The organism is Sporosarcina sp. Y838 (assembly GCF_056786515.1).
The window spans coordinates 52454-69697 of the sequence record NZ_JBXCJD010000009.1; the positions used below are offsets into that span (position 1 = coordinate 52454).

A 17244-nucleotide genomic window follows, 5' to 3' on the forward strand; every position below is an offset into this window, starting at 1 on the left:
ATCAAAAATTCACCTGAAATACATCATTATTCGAATCGTAAAATGAGGAATCACCACTTGTACCTGTATTATTAATTAGAAACTATAACGTTTAAGAGATTTCTTAATAGAATATTCGTTAACATGGATGAGTACCGTTGATTGTAGTGGAAGCGCTCGACTCCTGCGGGAATAGCATGAGCCTTGAGACCCCGCAGGGAGCGAAGCGGACGAGGAGGCTCAAGCCATGCCCGCGGAAAGCGAGCGCTGGAACGAAAAGCAACTGCTTTAGGTTAATCCTTGTTATCCTCTACCAACTTAATAAAAGTCTATTTGACTAGAGACGAGTAAGCGTTCGCCTAGAGTGTAAATTAACCTTGAATTTACTACTATTTCATTAATAAATAATCTGGATTTAATAGAAGAAAATGATAAGTGGGAAAATTTTCTGTTTAGTGTAACGAAATCTATTTATTGCAGTCTAATTATGTAATAGAACAAAGAAAGGGTTGGTCAAATTGAAAAAGAAGATAATTTGGCTTTTTATCACGGCATTCGTTACTGTAGCTGCAATTTCTCTAGCTTTATTAATGGATAAAGTGACCGTCACTGCGTCGGGTATTGCGCTTTCTGAAAGAGGATGGAGCGCAACCTTCTCAACGGCTTTGAAAAAAGAAGCGCTAGGAACAGATGATTTATACATTACTGATCAAAATGGAAAGCGAATAGACACGGGTATCGCGCTTACCAATGCAGACAAGACGCTCCACGTACAAGGCCTTACGCCAGGCTCGTATGCCCTCCATGTCAATAAAAATGCAGTAAACGGGAAATACCTTACATCACTTCCAATCGATGAAATTAAGTTCACAGTGCATGAAACAATCGAGTCCGTCGCCTCTGAAAAAGAGCTGATAGCGTATTTCGAACGAGCGAAATCTATGCAGTCGACAGATGTAATGGCTACGGAAGAGTCAACAAATTCTAAGGCTGATTCAGCTGAATCTAGTGCTGGAGTGGGAGGAGAAGACCATTCAACAACGAACAACCAAGTTGAAGGGGTCGATGAAGCCGACTCCGTGAAGACGGATGGCAACTATATCTACACCGTAGGAATTGGCAATAATAAAGTTGCAATTACCGATATTCGCAACCCGAAGAAAGTTAAAAAAGTGGCAGAAATTAAAATGGAAGACGAGTATTACCCTTACCAATTGTTTCTACATGACGACACACTAATCGTTTTAGGCGATAAATATGTACCGCATCATTATGAGAAAGGCAGTGCGAAATCTGAAATAAGTAGGCCCGTGAACGGAATGACAACCGTCCGGATGTATAGTATTTCCAATCCCGAGAAACCCAAACTAATTCGCGAAATTGGTACAGAAGGTCATTTAAACGGTGCGCGGAAGACAGGTAATATGCTGTACTTCGTGACAAATGTTTGGCCGAATTTTTGGGGTGTGAAAAATGTCGAAGGAGACTTACTCCGCCCGCAAGTATACGACTCGACGGAAGACAAAGAGGCAACACTTCTAGACTATACAGATATCGCTATTCTTCCTGGAGCGATGGAACCATCCTACTCCGTCATTACGGCTATCGATCTATCATCACCTGCAGAAAGCAAGGTTACGACAAAAGGTTATCTCGGCGGTAGCGAGCAGCTTTATATGTCCAAAGATAACTTATACCTTACAGCGACAATTTACGAAACGAACGCCTCTACTTCTAGTAAAATGATTTGGAATCCAGGCAGTGCAAACAGTGAACTATTCAAATTTAATTTGAATAAAACAGATGTTGCGTTCCACAGCTCCGCCACGTTGAAAGGTCATTTATTAAACCAGTTTTCAATGGATGAGCATAACGGCTATTTCCGCGTCGTAACAACAGAGGGGAATATGTGGGATGAAAAGAAGCCGTCTCAAAATCATCTATTCATTTTAGATGAAAACCTAAAACAAACAGGATCGGTCGAAGGCCTTGCGAAAGGGGAAAGAATCTACTCTGCGCGCTTCATGGGGGATAAGGCTTATATGGTTACCTTCCGCGAAACGGATCCGTTATTCGTTATCGATGTGGCCGATCCAGCTGCTCCGAAAGTGCTCGGAGAATTGAAAATACCGGGATTCAGCAATTACCTGCATCCACTTGACGATAACCATCTAATCGGTTTTGGCTATGAAACGGTTGCTGAAAAGAATCCGCAAGGCGGAGAACCCTTCATTATGACGATGGGTATGAAAATTTCTTTATTTGACGTATCCGATTTCAATAATCCAGTTGAAAAGGACACTGAAATCATCGGTGGTCGAGGGACCCATTCACAACTCCAATATGATCACAAAGCGCTGTTTCAACATAAAGAACGAAAATTATATGGCTTTCCCATCTCAATTTATGATGAAAAGGGGAAAGACAGCATTGAGTTCCAAAGTTCAGGCGCACTTGTTTATGAAATTACACCGGAAAACGGTATCGTTTTAAAAGGAGATTTGCTGAAAAAGAGTACCCCTGGAGAACAATATGAGGAATGGGAATACGAAGTCCAGCGTATGCTCTACAATAAGGATGTTCTGTATACGATTTCAATGAAAGAAATTAACAACTATTCACTTGATACGTACGCGCCAATCAGCAATATACAAATTAACTAAATGCAAATCGAGTCAGAAAGATCCGGTTATGTGCCGGGTCTTTTCTCATGGACAAATTTAGCTGAGAGGATGATAACCTAATTGTTCATTGTTATTTTCCGCCAGCAACGATAAGATTATTTAAATAGATTGGAATTGAACGATTGTCTACAAGTACAGAGGGGGTGTGTATCATGCCGATAGTGGATAAAGAGATGGCAATTGATTGTTGTTTGCTCGCGGGACGTTTAATGATGGAAGCTGGAGCCGAGACCTATCGGGTGGAAGATACGATGGCACGTATGGCTGAAACACAGCAATTATCAGCTACTCATAGTTTTGTGATTCCAACAGGTATTATCTTTTCGCCGGGTAGCCCACACCATACGAGACTGGTTCGGATAAAGGACCGCACGACTGATCTTGAAAAGGTAGCGCTCGTTAATGATGTTTCGCGTAAACTATCAACTGATCACTACACACTCGAGGAAGCATACACGAAACTTCAAGAAATCGACAAAGCGAATGTTATGTTCCCATTATGGCTACAAATCATCGCAGCTGCCATTGCAAGCGGCTGCTTTCTAATTATGTATGAAGGTCTTTGGAAGGACGTACCTGTCGCTATCTTCGCGGGGGGTGTTGGCTACGTCATTGTGACTAAAATTCACGAGCTGACTAGAGTGAAGTTTTTCGCTGAATTTGTTGCATCACTTTTCATAGGGCTAACCGGCTTTGTTGTGGTGCAGATTGGATTAGGAACTGAGCTCGATAAGATAATTATTGGATCCGTCATGCCGCTCGTTCCAGGACTATTAATCACAAATGCTGTGCGCGACATGATGGCGGGGCATTTCATGTCCGGATTATCAAAAGGGGCAGAAGCCTTTCTGACTGCGTTTGCAATCGGAGCAGGTGTAGCACTCGTCTTATCTTTTTGAATGAAAAAGGAGTGAGGTCTTGACGTGGATTATTCAAGCGGTTCTTAGTTTTCTCGCCGCGACAGGATTTGGAATTATTTTCAATGCCCCTCGTAGAATGCTATTTTATTGTGGTTTTGTAGGGATGACGGGCTGGCTGGTTTATAGCGTGTTTAATGGGCTATCGGGTGATCCAATGCTGGCTTCCTTCCTAGGCGCATTCATGGTAGCGCTAGTAGCGACGATTTTTGCCAAACGTTTTCGAACGCCGATGATCATATTCAGTGTCGCGGGAATCATTCCGCTCGTACCAGGTGGGATGGCCTATAATGCGATGCGTCATATTGTTGAAAAGGATTACCTCACTGCAATTTCTTATGCTTCAGGGGCTTTCATGGTGTCCGGTGCAATCGCAATGGGGCTCGTTTTTGCAGAGGTAATTATTCAGCTCATTTTCCGGTCAGGTATTGGTAGGAAAAGAAGCAAGGTAGCATAAAAATGGAGTGCTCTTTTGCTAAGAGACACTCCGTTTCATTATTATTATTATTATTATTATTATTATTATTATTCCCCGAAAGTGATGTTGTCAGATGTAACGGGTATACCAATATAGTAGCCTTGAACAGCATCTACACCCATTTCTTTTAGAAGGTCGAATTGTTCTTTCGTTTCAACACCTTCCGCAACAACATAGAGGCCCATTGATTTGCTGAATCGGATCATTCCTTCAACGAGTTGCTGCGTTTTCGGCTGTCGTGTTAAAGAGTGGATAAAGAGCTTATCGATTTTTACCTTTGTAATCGGTAAATGTTGCATATAGCGGAATGATGCGTAGCCTGTACCAAAGTCGTCGAGTGCGAATTCGATTCCCGCGTCTTGTAGCGCTTTCATTTGAAGGTTGATGGAATTTTCCTCTTCTGCCTGAAAAGCAAATTTCTCTGTAATCTCAAGTTCGATGTAGTTGGCGGGACATTGAGTTGTCTCAAGGATATTAATTATTTTGTCCTTCATATTAGCATTGCTAAACTCCCTCACAGAAGAGTTCACTGAAATACCAACGCTATATCTCTGCCTATACCAAGATGCTGCAAGCTTTGCGGCTTCTTCGAGAACGAAAGCTCCGATGTCATGGATGAGACCGTTTTCTTCAGCGATTGGAATAAGTTCATCAGGCATGATTGTACCTAATTCGTCATCTTCCCATCGGACAAGAGCTTCGTATAGCGTTACTTTACCTGAAGCGATATCCAACTGCGGTTGATAGGCGACTTGTAAATTATTGTGGTTAAGCGCAGTGAGCATTTTTCTATCGATGGTTGCCCTTCTATTTAATACTTTGTGCGATGCTGCAGATAAGGAAGATATTTTTCCTCCACCGTTTCCAACAACATCTTTAGTGGCAGCGAGTGCAGCTTTCATCAAATGATTATACGTTTGTTGGTCTTCAGGATAACGAACGATGCCTCCGCTAATAGGTAGTGACAAGGCGAAGTTGTCGATGTAAATTGGATTCTTTTCAAGGAATATTAGGAATCCCTGTACATACCAATCACCGAAAGAAGTCAGAACGATAAATTCATTGACACCGACCCTGGCAATCAGATTATCCTGGAAGTAACGCTTGAGTCGGTTTGAAAATGATTTGACTAGTTCTGCCTTGGATTCCGATGATTGCAAATCCTTCAATGTATAATAGTGATCGATGCTTATGAAGACTAAGGAGAAGTGTTTTTTCTCTTCAATATGATTATTTACAACCGTCTCAAGCTTGTAACGGCTCATCAGTCCTGTTTCGTAGTCGATAAAAGCAATTTGTTGAAGCTGGTCACGTAATTCTATGTCGGCAGTAATGTCCAATTCAAGAAAAGTGAAAGAGTTATTTTTATCGTCACTGTCTGACTTAATCGGAATTGCAATCAGATTGACAAAGTAAGGTTCGCCGAAGCGTGTAACCTTTTCCACCGTGCCAAACCATGTGTTTCCACTTTTTACGCTATCCCAAATGACATAAGCATGTTCTTGTCCACGATCTGTGTCGGGGAACATTTGCCACAGGGATCTGCCAATTACCCGTTTTGGTGTCCATTTGCTTATTTCTAAAAAGTTCTTGTTAGTATATATAATTGAACCTTCGGCGTTTGTCCGGGTTACCATGTAAAATTGTTCAAGACTTTTCATTATGTCCGGTAGTTCCGGCACGAATAGTCCATAATCTGGTTTCATATAAATGCCTCCTTCCGGGTATGGGATACTACCATTATAATGAAGATATGGCGTCTGTACATCATGGAAATGCTAAATTCACAGTGAATATCGATAATGGTAGATAAATAGTCAGATTGGAGGAGGGGCAAGATGGGGAGATTGAAAGGCATCACTATGATTGTCTTCGGAGCGATGCTTTGGGGAGCGACAGGACCTATGATGGAATGGATTCTAGCAAACAGTCAGTTATCAATTCCATTCATGCTTATAACACGTCTTCTTGTCGCAGGGGTATTTATACTTGTGCCTCTGAAGTTAAAAGGTATAAAAATAATGCTTCCGCTGCAGCAAAAAGTATGGTTGCGTCAAATAATTATTTTCGGGATATTTGGGATGATGGCGGTTCAATATGCTTTTTTGGCTTCCATTAGTACAAGTAATGCGGTAATTGCTACGTTATTTCAATTCTTAGCCCCAATTTACATCATCGCCTTCGTATCTTGGAAGCAGAAAGCCAGTCCACCAGGAGCCCAGGTACTTGGCATGTCTGTCACCATTGTAGGGTTGTTTTTACTTCTTACAAATGGCTCTTTAACAGGTTTTTCTTTGAGTAAGGAAGCGATTATTTGGGGTATATTAGTAGGTTTTACATTTGCTTTTTATACACTTTATCCTGCACGGCTAATGGCTGAATGGGGCGTGTTGTTGGTAGTTGGTTGGGGTATGCTCATCGGCGGTAGTATCCTGCTTATTATGAATCCAGTGACGTACATAACAGAATTACATTATCTAATGGATTGGAAATTATCAATGATGCTTCTCCTAGTGATCATTGTGGGAACAGTAGCGTTCGTCTTGTTCTTAGGTAGCATGAAATATATAACAGCTGTGGAAACGAGCGTATTATCGAGCTTCGAACCACTTACGGCAATGATTATTTCCGTTCTATGGTTCGGCCAAATGCTTGGTAATTGGCAACTCACAGGAGCAATCATCATGCTGGTAGGCGTTGCGTGGCTATCAATAGCGGGAAGTAGAGCAAGAATATGAAAGCAAAAGAACCGGTCCCGCTTTAAAGTGTACCCTTTGTAAAGGACATTTTAAAAAAACCTTATATAAGTTGAACCGAAGAATTTAACTAACCGCTGATTTCCGTTCCGAGAGGACGCTTTCCGCGGGCATCCTTCCCTCGTGCTCCCAACGCTAGCGCTGGAGTCGCCGCTCTCCGCTTCAATCAGCTGAAGTGAGTAAGAATCATAAATTCAACAGATTTAGGAAACTTGAAGAAGTGACCTAAACCCATTTTCTTCACAAGCTTTTGAAATTGGGGACTGGTATAGTGAACCCCTTGATCCGAGTGGATGAAAGCACCTTCCGTGAACTTTTTCCTTCTTCATTTACCTAGCTATTGCCTTAAATTCATCTGTATATGTAATTCCCTTTTCACTAACAGCTTTTACATAAGGATGTTTCTTCAGTAATCTTTGTTCTTGATCATTAAATAATATCTTTGACATAAGTTCTGCTGTTGGACTTATGTTCTCCTTGTAATCTCCAGCGAAGGCGCCTAACTGGGGTAGCCGAAGCAATAAGACTGACAGTGGTCTTCTGTCTGGCTTATTGCGGGAGGCATCCCCAAGCGCCAAGCGTTGTTGGTAGGCTTCTTTATGTCAACATATAATCGTTGTTATTTCCACTATAAATAAAAGTACCCCATAAGAGAGACTTTTTAAAGTGTCTATCTTATAAGGTACATTTTACTTTGGGTCCGGTTCTTGTTTTAGTTATCGACAAAGTTAATATAAAGATCTTCGTCAGCTGTAATGATTAAGTCCTTTGGAACGAGTAGATGAATAGCAAGCGGGCGCTCCACTGAATTATGGGAATTACTTCTATGCCGCGGTACCTTTGTGAACTGATTTAGTAAATAGGCTTCCTGATAAGTGGTATAGCTAATTTCCGTCACAGGGGGTCGCGGAAAGTTGACGGAATCAGCTGTCCATTCGGGTACTTTATAGTTCAGTTTATCTGAAAAGTCAAAGTCACCTATTAAGAGTAGTGGTTTAATGAGTGTCTCTTCAATAAGCCCATCGTTTACACTTTTGCGTTCAACAATTATCATGGAATCCATATTGGAGCTTGCAGTTATTGCAAGCGTATCTGCTATATTATGCGATCTTTTTTCGAGAATCGCAGCAGGATCGATAGAACTGATATCCCCCTCGTAGATAGCAACCCCTTCATGATCGAATTGTTCCTCTGATCCCACTCTAGGTTGAGTGGTAAAAGAATCTGTGTCAATTAGTTCTACAGCGATTGTCGCAATAAGCAAAATTGCGGCGTATGTTGTCAAAAATACATACGTCCATTTTTTATTGATTTGACGTTTTGGTTTGTTCTTCGCCCGCAAAAAGAACCAGACAATTAAACCTATGACTATCAAAGGCAAGAGTGACAACATTATTTCCTCACCTCCGTATTATTCGTAAGTGCGATGGAAATAGCAAAGAGCACACTAATCGTCACAACTATTTTTATAAGAAAAATAAGCAATGACGTTTCAGTACCATAGAAAAAGACGACTTTTTCCATTAAATTTATGCCTCCCACATCTAATCGGAGCATGGGAACTATGAAAAATGCAACGAGTAATAGTGGAATGACAAGCTTGCTACGCTGGATGAACGAACCCGTCACATAACCTAGGCTTGCAAACAGCAAGGTGTAAAGAATGGAAGTCGCAATCCTAATGAAAAAGTCGGCTGGAGAACTGAATAGCCCTGAAGCTTCATTAATCAAGAGATTACTTTGGAATAATGCGAATAACTTAATAACGGAACCCGCTAGGACTGCTGTAATACCGGCAATGGCGGATGCGAGCATTAAAAAGAGAATGCTGGATAAGTTGTGGCTAATCCGGTTTGATACGAACGAAAAAGCATCGTTGCGATAGGCTAGTGTTGTGACAAGGATACCCGTTAAAAGAGCCCAAAATAGTGTGAAGAGTACAGGTACATCACCGGTTGAAAAGGTATATTCAGTTATTACTGTACCTCCACTGGATCCGCCTCCACCCCCGTTTTCAAAGCCTATAAAGAGTCCAATCAGTTGTATAATGAGTAGTGAGCTGAAGACGCTAGTGTAGGCATTCAATTTATGAAGAAATTGTTTTTTGACAATGTCATTTAGGCTTGGTTCCGTTAAATACATCATCAATCCCTCCTTTTGTACCGGTAGTCAATGCAACGTATGCATCATTTGCTGAGACGGGCACTATTTTAATGTCTTGTTGAGAGAGGTGCACCAATTCATCAGAAGTAAAGGTGTTTTTAAAAAGGAATTCACTATATGAACCATTCATCTGGCTACCAAACGTTTCTTTTATCGAAACGTACTCAAGCAATTTCTCGCTTTTACCAATCAGACGGACAAACATTTCTTGTAACTCTGTGATGGAATTGTGAAAGAGAACTGTTTTGTTATGAACTAAAAGGATATCTTCAAGCAAGTCTTCAATTTCTTCAAGGTGATGACTAGATACTAGAATGGTTCTGGGATGCGCGATATAATCTTTTAGGAGCGCACGGTAAAAGTCTTTCCGAGCAATCGTATCCATTCCGGTAGTGGGTTCGTCGAAAATCGTCAGCGGGCAATGTGAAGCCAGGCCGATAATGGCATTGAAGGTACTCTTCTTTCCTTTTGAAAGGTCAATATGACGAGCTTCTGAATGGAAACTGAAATAATCGAACAACCCTTGCGCAAGTGGCGCATCCCAGTTTGGGTAGAAACGATTAGATTCTATTAAAATATCTTGTAGTGTCAGTTTGTCAGAAAAGCTCATTGTATCGTCAATCAGAATGGAGTTTGCAGACACTTTCAAACTGTTGAAAGGATTGTCTGAAAACACTTGGACATCTCCTGATGTAGCTTGGATATGTCCGGCGGCTATTTTCATCAACGTAGATTTGCCAACGCCATTGCGTCCGATGATTCCTGTCAGAACGTTTTCCCGAATACTGAAATTCATCTGGTTCAGGACAGTGCGCCTACCAAACTTCTTTGTGACATCAGTGAAATCAATTACATTCATGATTTTTCCTCCTTTTTCCGCGAACGTTCCTCTTCGATCAGCGACAGCAAATGTGAATCGTCGACTTGGAGAAGCGTGGCTTCGTTGAGTAAGTCTATGATGAGTTGCCGTAGTTTCTCTTCTTTGCGTTTTTTTAACAGTTTGTCGCGTGCATCTGGTGCAACAAACATGCCGAGACCACGGCGCTTGTAAACGACTTCGGCTTCAAGCAATAATGTCAGTCCTTTACCAGCTGTAGCTGGATTTATCGTAAATAGTTCTGCCAATTGGTACTGGGAGTAGACTTTTACATCGGGCGGAAGGGTTCCATCGATTATTTCCGTCTCAAGCCATTCCGCGATTTGTAAGTAAATCGGTTTTGAGCCGCCCATATCGAGCATTCACGTGACCTCCTTTTCAATAGTGCATTACTGTTGTAATGTACTATACGTTAATTTGAAATGAAATGCAATCCGATTATTTAAACATTTTAATTCAATTTACTTTAGATGCAATATTTCCTGGGTTAAGATGTCTCACAATTCAGTCGTATTGGCTATACACAGCCTAGTACCTGTGGCATAATTAGCTTATCAAGAAGTAATTCGTGAAACGAAAGAGTTTTTGGAGGTCAGTGAGATGAAAACTGTTTTTTCTTATGCATTGCCATACAAATGGCCAATTGTAATTGCACTATTTCTTATGCTTCTGGAGTTGTCGGTAGAACTGATACAGCCGCTTCTCATTGCTAAAATTATCGACGATGGCATCTTGGCGGGAAATGAGACTGTTATTTGGACGTGGGGAAGCGTCATGATGGGGCTGGCTTTTGTGGCATTCTTTTCGGGGGTTATCAATTCGTTTTTTGCTGCACATGCTGCACAAAGTTTTGGATTTGATTTGCGTCAGGCACTTTTCCGCCAAGTCCAGACGTTTACCATGGCTACATTTCTCAGGTTCCCAACATCGGGACTGATCACACGTCTGACGAGTGATGTAACGATGGCACAAAACGTCCTGTTTATGGGGCTGCGAATCATGTTGCGTGCGCCGTTGCTTGTTATAGGTAGTTTAATCATGGCTTTTTTCGTTAATGTAAAACTCGCTTTGTTCCTTGTGGTAGGGGCACCATTTTTGCTGGTCTTCCTATATATCATGGCGAAGAAAGGAGTTCGTTACTTTTCTCACGTCCAAAAAAGGCTAGATCGGGTAAATCGTGTAATTCAAGAAAACTTACAAGCGGTTCGGCTCATAAAAGCTTTTTTACGCGGGGCTTATGAAGCGAGCCGCTTCTCCAAAGTATCCGATCTGTTAAGAAAAGATACTGTAAAAGCGATGCGGATGATGGAACTTATCTTGCCAATTCTACTGTTCGTTATGAACGCCAGTTTAATGGCTGTGCTATGGTTTGGTGCAATTGAAGTTCGTGACGGGGGAGCGCAAGTGGGGGAGCTGGTCGCGATCGTCAACTATGCGATGCGTATGACTGGTGCATTTTCCATGTTCTCTTTCATCATCATTGCATTCTCACGTGCGAAAGCCTCTTCCGAAAGGATGGAAGAAGTATTACTTGCAAATGAAGACCTAGAAATCCATCGTTCAGAAAGTACAGGACTGCTGCGCAATGAAGGCGATTTACGATTCGAAAACGTGTCGTTCATGTACCCGGGTAAAATGGAACCAATTTTGGATAATGTGTCATTCCATGTATCCTCCGGTGAAAAGCTAGCAATCATGGGGGCAACCGGCTCTGGGAAATCCACTTTACTAAACCTCATTCCTCGGATTTTCGAAAAGAGTTCTGGTGAAATATATGTGTCTGGGACAGAAGTGGATGAATGGCCGTTGAAAGACTTGCGGGATACAATCGGACTCGTTCCACAGCAATCGATTTTATTTACAGGGTCCATTTTGGAAAACTTATCGTGGGGAGATACCGAAGCGCATGTCGATGAGTTGGAAGAGGCGGCGGAGAAAGCGCAAATCCATGAATCAATTGATTTGTTCCCGCTAAAATATGGGACACGGGTCGGACAGAAAGGCGTCAACTTATCAGGCGGTCAAAAGCAGCGATTGTCCATCGCACGTGCGCTTGTGCGAAAACCATCTATCCTGATTCTTGACGACAGCACAAGTGCACTTGACATGAAAACGGAAACTGCGTTATGGGATGCGCTTGAAGGGGAAGAGGCAACAATGCTCGTTGTAACACAAAAAATCCGGACTGCACAAGGCGCAGACAAAATTCTTCTTCTGGATGAAGGGAAAGTTGTCGGCTACGGAACACATGACGACTTGATTCTGCAATCTGCATTGTACCGAAAAATTGCAGAATCTCAATCCGATGAGGAGGTGGCTGCCGATGTTACGCGCAATTCGTAAACCGTTCGGCTACGAGCCGATCCTATCCAAAGAAGATATTCAAGGTAAAGGAAAAAAGAAGAAAGAGCGTGCAGGTAATTGGAAGTCAGTCCTATACCGGATTTGGACACTTGTAGATGAACAGCGAGGTCTGCTAATTGCAGTGCTCTCACTTGTTTTTGTCAGTTCGATTTTGGCGTTGCTCGGACCGTTGATGATTGGAAAAATTATTGATAACTACATTATTCCGATGAATTTTGCAGGTCTAGGCGGCAATATAGGATTGCTAATCGCAATTTATATTGGTATATCGTTTGCCATGTACTTTCAGAACTATTGGATGGTAGGTATTGCTCAGCAGACGGTTTTTCGTTTGCGAACAAGCCTGTTTGCCCATCTGCAAAAATTACCGGTCACATTTTTCGATAAACGGCAACACGGCGAACTGATGAGCCGGATTACAAACGATATTGAGAACGTCAGCCAAACGCTGAATTCCTCTTTCATCCAAGTGTTTTCAAGTATTTTGACACTGACGGGGACATTTGCTGTCATGCTTTACTTAAGTCCACTTCTGACACTACTGACAATGATTATTGTGCCTATCATGTTCATAGCGATACGATGGATTACCCGTCGTACTGGGTTGTTGTTTAAAGAACAACAACGGGCGGTCGGTGAATTGAATGGAATGATTGAAGAGACCATTTCCGGTCAGCGTATAGTCAAAGCGTTCTCGCAGGAAGACCGTGTGATGGAGGAATTTGCACAGAAGAGTGACAGGCTTCGTGGTACGGGATTCTGGGCATTGGCCTATTCCGGGTTTATCCCCAAAGTGATGAACATGCTGAACAATGCCAGTTTTGCGGTCGTTGCAGGAGTTGGTGGATTACTTGCATTAAAAGGAGATGGGGTTGTTACAGTTGGAACAATCGTTATCTTTTCGGAATTTGCACGCCAGTTTACTCGTCCACTCAATGATCTTGCTAACCAGTTCAACACAGTTCTATCGGCAATTGCGGGGGCTGAAAGGGTATTCAAGATAATGGATGAGCCTGTTGAGAAAGACGAAGCAACAGAATTTGGAAATACAACACTGCGAGGGGATATCGAATTCCGCAATGTGTCATTCGGTTACGCAGTTGAAACTGACGGCTATACGATTGACGATGTATCTTTCCATGTGAAATCAGGTGAAACGGCGGCGTTTGTCGGCGCGACAGGGGCAGGAAAGACAACGATTATGCAATTGCTAGCTAGGTTTTACGAAGTTGATAAAGGAGAAATTTATATCGACGGCATTCCGATTAGCAAGTTGCCGCGAAAAACGCTGCGCAGTCAGACTGCATTCGTCTTGCAAGATCCTTTTCTCTTTGAAGCGACAGTATTTGAAAATATCCGTTACGGAAAATTGGACGCCACTGACGAAGAGGTAATCATCGCTGCGAAACAGGCCAATGCACATAGCTTCATTAGCCGGCTTGAAGATGGGTACGAGACTGTGCTTACATCGGATGGTAGCGAAATTTCGCAAGGGCAGAAGCAATTGCTGTCAATCGCTAGGGCACTCGTTGCAGATCCAGTACTCTTACTTCTTGATGAAGCGACGAGCAGTATCGATACCGTCACAGAACTGGAAATCCAGGAAGCACTCGATTGTCTAATGGTAGGTAGAACCAGTTTCGTTATTGCGCATAGACTGAACACAGTTCGAAAAGCCGATACCGTCTATGTTATGGAACAGGGGAAACTCATTGAATCAGGAAATCAAGAAGAGTTAATTGAGCGACAAGGCGTTTATTACAACATGCTTTTGGAATCGAAAGTATAGCGATTAGAAATTTAAAAGGCTGCAAGGACATATTAAAATGTCTCTGCAGCCTTTTAAATAAATTACTTCTTTTCTTCTATATCGAGAAGCGTACCATCGTCAAAATCGACTTCAAGATCGAATTTTGAGTATGTGTCCAGTTGATACCACTTAAGGATATTGTCGATTACTTCTTGTTTAGGCGTATCCTTCATAATACGGATATCTAAAAAGAATAAATGGAGCTCATCCATAGCTGCGCTGTCTTTTAACTTGATGTTTTCCAATTTGTTTTCATACTCTGCTTCTGCACTTTTTTGGACATTATAGTCTGCCTCGATTGCATCTTTTCCACCTACGTCAATGTCAAGATCAAATGAAGAGAAGCCATAACCATTACCTGTATTGATGGTTCCGCCTTCTTTCTCACGTTCAAGAATAATATCCGCGTCTTCGCGGTTAGGTTCATCGGCATTTTTCCCGAGGTTACCACATGCACCCAACACCAATGCACCGATTAAAAGAAATGTACCTATTCTATATTGTTTTTTCAATATACACACAACCTTTCATATAGTTAGCTTCTTATGTATTTTGCCTATAATACAGCTTTCTAAACAAAATACATATATCAAATGAAAAAGCCGACATGAATGCCGGCGTGTAAAATGAGATATTGCGTGCGAAGTCAGATCTTGCATTTACCATTTTGCGTTGTGTTCTTCGGATGAACCAAGCATCTTACGTATTTGTAGAATGGAACCGTCATGTAAGCGTATCTTTCCGTCGAAATAACCGATGACTTGATGGACTTCGGTACGGACCAAGCGGACATTCATCGTAGAGACTCTTTCGAAAAAGGGTGTAAATGTGATGTTGACACTGTCGGAAAACTTGGTCTGGATTTTCCAGGGGGCCATGTAATTTTTCGAGTCATATGTAAACACAACATCTTCATGGATTTTTGTCATTAAGCCATTAACAAATACAGCATTTTCAGTCATTCCTGTTCCGTCCGTCCATTTTCCACCAAAGTTAAGCCCAATGCGGCGGCCACCAAGACGCTGAGATGCCATTGCCCAGTTCCACTCTGATTTACGGGGCCATATGCCTCTGCCGTAATCGAGAACCGCGAAACTGTAATCAGGATTGAAGTCATACCGTCTTTCACCAATCTTAACAAAGCCAGAGGTCGGCAATGAATGGTGCTTAGCTGTGAATTGGAAAATTTCCCTGTTTCTTGGGATAACAACATTCAACGATTCATCGTCAACTGGATGAACGATGTGGAAATCCGCATGAAGTACTTCATTATCGAAGTCAGGAATCGTTACGGAGAGATGTGTTTCACCTTGGATATGTAAAATCTGAACGGTTAGGTTATCATTCACAAATTTAACACTGTCTAGCACATTTTCAGGCATCTTGACAGCGCGTCCAATTGGAATTGTAATTTGTTTCTCATAGAATCGTTGCGTTTCGTAATTTAAGATATAGACAAAGCAGACAGCGGCATAATCGAGATGGCTAATTGTCACAGAAAACAGCAAATCTTCCCCGTACACGCACCAATAATTCCACTTTTTCTTCCGCATGAAATGATTTTTTAAATTGCTTTGGATGTACGGGTGACGCGCGAAGCCGATTGCTTCTGGATTCAATAACCCTTTATCGTCACACAACGCAACAGGTCCTGTGATTTCTCTTTCTGCATGCTGCATGTAGATGTGCCCCCTGCCTATTGTCTTTTTCGAATATTATTGCTATAATCCTTATTGTACCAAAGATTCGGGGCATTAGCTCAGCTGGGAGAGTGTCACGCTGGCAGTGTGAAGGTCAGGGGTTCGAGCCCCCTATGCTCCATATAGTAGTTAAGAGTGTTTCGGTTTATCCGAGCACTCTTTTTTTGTGCAATATTAATATTAGTGGGTTGATTACCAATCACGTTTATTGTGATACGGAAGAATATGTAGAAGGTATCTGGAACATACTGTGCATCTTGAAGTCACTAGATGGTTTAAACGGAACTCTCCATTATTATCTTGAAAAATGATTTAGACTTATTCCTCTCGTTTTATTATTAATTCAGAAAAATAGGTTGTCGGAATAGGGAAATCACATAACTAAGATGAATGCTCATTTTTTGCTATACTCAATAAGAAATTTAGTATATCTGATTTTTTCAGTCTGTTTAATTATAAGGAGTGGATGTAATGGAACGTGAATTAGCATTAGAAGTAGTACGTGTAACTGAAGGGGCTGCTTTAGCAGCAGCAAGTTGGATGGGTAGAGGAAATAAAATAGCTGCTGACGATGCAGCGACTACCGCCATGAGAACTATATTTGATTCTATTAATATGCGTGGAACTGTGGTAATTGGTGAAGGGGAAATGGACGAAGCCCCTATGTTATATATCGGTGAAGAGCTAGGAACAGGTCAAGGCCCGGAAGTTGATATTGCGGTTGACCCTTTGGAAGGGACAAATATAGTGGCAAAGGGATATTCCAATGCGATTACAGTTTTAGCAATTGCGGATAAGGGTAATTTACTTCACGCACCCGATATGTATATGGAAAAAATAGCCGTAGGACCATTAGCTGCAGGGAAGATAAATTTAGCTGATCCTATTGAAAAAACCATTGATATTGTAGCAGGGGCAACGAACAAACGGGTTAAAGATGTAACTGTTATGATACTTGAAAGAGAACGTCATCAGGATTTAATTGATCGTGTACGTGAAAAAGGAGCTAGGGTTAAACTCTTCTCGGATAATGACGTTAGTGCAGCGATTGCTACAGGTCTTCCAAATACAGGCGTGGATTTATTTGTAGGAATTGGTGGAGCTCCTGAAGGGGTCATTGCAGCTGCTGGATTAAAATGTCTAGGCGGGGAAATGCAAGGGAGACTTCTTCCAGACAACGAAGAAGAATATAAACGCTGTCAGCAAATGGGAATAGAAGATCCGACTCGTGTATTAAAATTAGAAGATCTTGTAGCAGGTGATGATGCTATATTCGCTGCTACAGGTGTTTCTTCCGGTGATATTCTGCAAGAAGTTCGTTTTCTCGGAGGTGATTTAGTAGAAACGGATTCTATCGTAATGCGAGCGAAAACAAAGACTGTTCGATATATAAAAACCCATCATCACCTTGAACATAAACCATATGTATTGGGAGAGTAATGATGTCTTTATTGTTGTACATCTGGACCAGTACACAGCATTTATATTGAAAGTCTAGATAAGAATGCTGGCAATG

General features: G+C 41.8%; 14 protein-coding genes and 1 tRNA gene. 8 read left to right on the forward strand and 7 right to left on the reverse strand.

Annotated features, from left to right (window positions below; all coding sequences use genetic code 11):
• Window positions 1-497: 497 nt before the first annotated feature.
• The 3 genes from AC1TO4_RS12950 (at window position 498) to AC1TO4_RS12960 (ending at window position 4037) form a co-directional block, all read left to right on the forward strand.
• Entirely contained in the window at window positions 498-2642 is a 2145-nt protein-coding gene (locus tag AC1TO4_RS12950) for a beta-propeller domain-containing protein (RefSeq protein WP_482105670.1), read from the forward strand.
• A 173-nt stretch (window positions 2643-2815) separates the two neighbouring features.
• Window positions 2816-3562, forward strand: a complete 747-nt coding sequence (locus AC1TO4_RS12955; RefSeq protein ID WP_482105671.1) for a threonine/serine exporter family protein — start codon at window positions 2816-2818, stop codon at window positions 3560-3562.
• A gap of 19 nt (window positions 3563-3581) precedes the next feature.
• Entirely contained in the window at window positions 3582-4037 is a 456-nt protein-coding gene (locus AC1TO4_RS12960) for a threonine/serine exporter family protein (RefSeq protein ID WP_482101207.1), read from the forward strand.
• A gap of 68 nt (window positions 4038-4105) precedes the next feature.
• Here the strand turns inward: AC1TO4_RS12960 and AC1TO4_RS12965 are convergent, their stop codons facing one another.
• Window positions 4106-5764, reverse strand: coding sequence for a sensor domain-containing protein (locus AC1TO4_RS12965; RefSeq protein ID WP_482105672.1), 1659 nt, complete (start codon window positions 5762-5764; stop codon window positions 4106-4108).
• 132 nt (window positions 5765-5896) lie between these two features.
• On the opposite strand from AC1TO4_RS12965, the gene AC1TO4_RS12970 reads away from it, so the two are divergent.
• A complete protein-coding gene (locus tag AC1TO4_RS12970) occupies window positions 5897-6796 on the forward strand; it encodes a DMT family transporter (protein ID WP_482105673.1) in 900 nt (299 codons plus the stop codon).
• 730 nt (window positions 6797-7526) lie between these two features.
• Here the strand turns inward: AC1TO4_RS12970 and AC1TO4_RS12975 are convergent.
• From AC1TO4_RS12975 to AC1TO4_RS12990, 4 genes are read right to left on the reverse strand one after another with little or no spacing between them, the layout of a single operon-like run.
• Window positions 7527-8207: a hypothetical protein gene (locus tag AC1TO4_RS12975; protein ID WP_482105674.1), complete on the reverse strand. Its 681-nt coding sequence runs from the start codon at window positions 8205-8207 to the stop codon at window positions 7527-7529.
• Window positions 8207-8956, reverse strand: a complete 750-nt coding sequence (locus AC1TO4_RS12980; RefSeq protein ID WP_482105675.1) for a hypothetical protein — start codon at window positions 8954-8956, stop codon at window positions 8207-8209. Before AC1TO4_RS12980 ends, AC1TO4_RS12975 begins: the two co-directional genes overlap by 1 nt.
• Complete coding sequence (locus AC1TO4_RS12985; RefSeq protein WP_482105676.1) at window positions 8928-9836, reverse strand: ATP-binding cassette domain-containing protein; 909 nt, start codon at window positions 9834-9836, stop codon at window positions 8928-8930. Before AC1TO4_RS12985 ends, AC1TO4_RS12980 begins: the two co-directional genes overlap by 29 nt.
• Window positions 9833-10216, reverse strand: a complete 384-nt coding sequence (locus AC1TO4_RS12990; protein ID WP_482101200.1) for a GntR family transcriptional regulator — start codon at window positions 10214-10216, stop codon at window positions 9833-9835. The genes AC1TO4_RS12985 and AC1TO4_RS12990 overlap by 4 nt, the downstream gene beginning before the upstream one ends.
• A 238-nt stretch (window positions 10217-10454) precedes the next feature.
• Here AC1TO4_RS12990 and AC1TO4_RS12995 point away from each other — a divergent pair, with 238 nt between their 5' ends.
• On the forward strand, window positions 10455-12197 hold the full coding sequence (locus tag AC1TO4_RS12995) for an ABC transporter ATP-binding protein (protein WP_482105677.1): 1743 nt from the start codon (window positions 10455-10457) through the stop codon (window positions 12195-12197).
• The gene (locus AC1TO4_RS13000; protein WP_482105678.1) at window positions 12178-14007 is read left to right on the forward strand and encodes an ABC transporter ATP-binding protein; all 1830 of its coding nucleotides are present in this window, start codon (window positions 12178-12180) and stop codon (window positions 14005-14007) included. The genes AC1TO4_RS12995 and AC1TO4_RS13000 overlap by 20 nt, the downstream gene beginning before the upstream one ends.
• 62 nt (window positions 14008-14069) lie before the next feature.
• On the opposite strand, the gene AC1TO4_RS13005 is transcribed toward AC1TO4_RS13000, so the two are convergent.
• Both AC1TO4_RS13005 and AC1TO4_RS13010 read right to left on the reverse strand, forming a co-directional pair.
• A complete protein-coding gene (locus tag AC1TO4_RS13005; RefSeq protein WP_482101197.1) occupies window positions 14070-14540 on the reverse strand; it encodes a YusW family protein in 471 nt (156 codons plus the stop codon).
• Window positions 14541-14687: 147 nt separating this feature from the next.
• Window positions 14688-15707: a DUF2804 domain-containing protein gene (locus AC1TO4_RS13010; protein ID WP_482105679.1), complete on the reverse strand. Its 1020-nt coding sequence runs from the start codon at window positions 15705-15707 to the stop codon at window positions 14688-14690.
• Between the two features lie 69 nt (window positions 15708-15776).
• Between AC1TO4_RS13010 and AC1TO4_RS13015 the strand changes: the two genes are divergently transcribed.
• Window positions 15777-15849 (forward strand) — tRNA-Ala (locus tag AC1TO4_RS13015).
• Window positions 15850-16199: 350 nt separating this feature from the next.
• Window positions 16200-17168, forward strand: coding sequence for a class II fructose-bisphosphatase (glpX, locus tag AC1TO4_RS13020; protein ID WP_482105680.1), 969 nt, complete (start codon window positions 16200-16202; stop codon window positions 17166-17168).
• Window positions 17169-17244 lie beyond the last annotated feature (76 nt).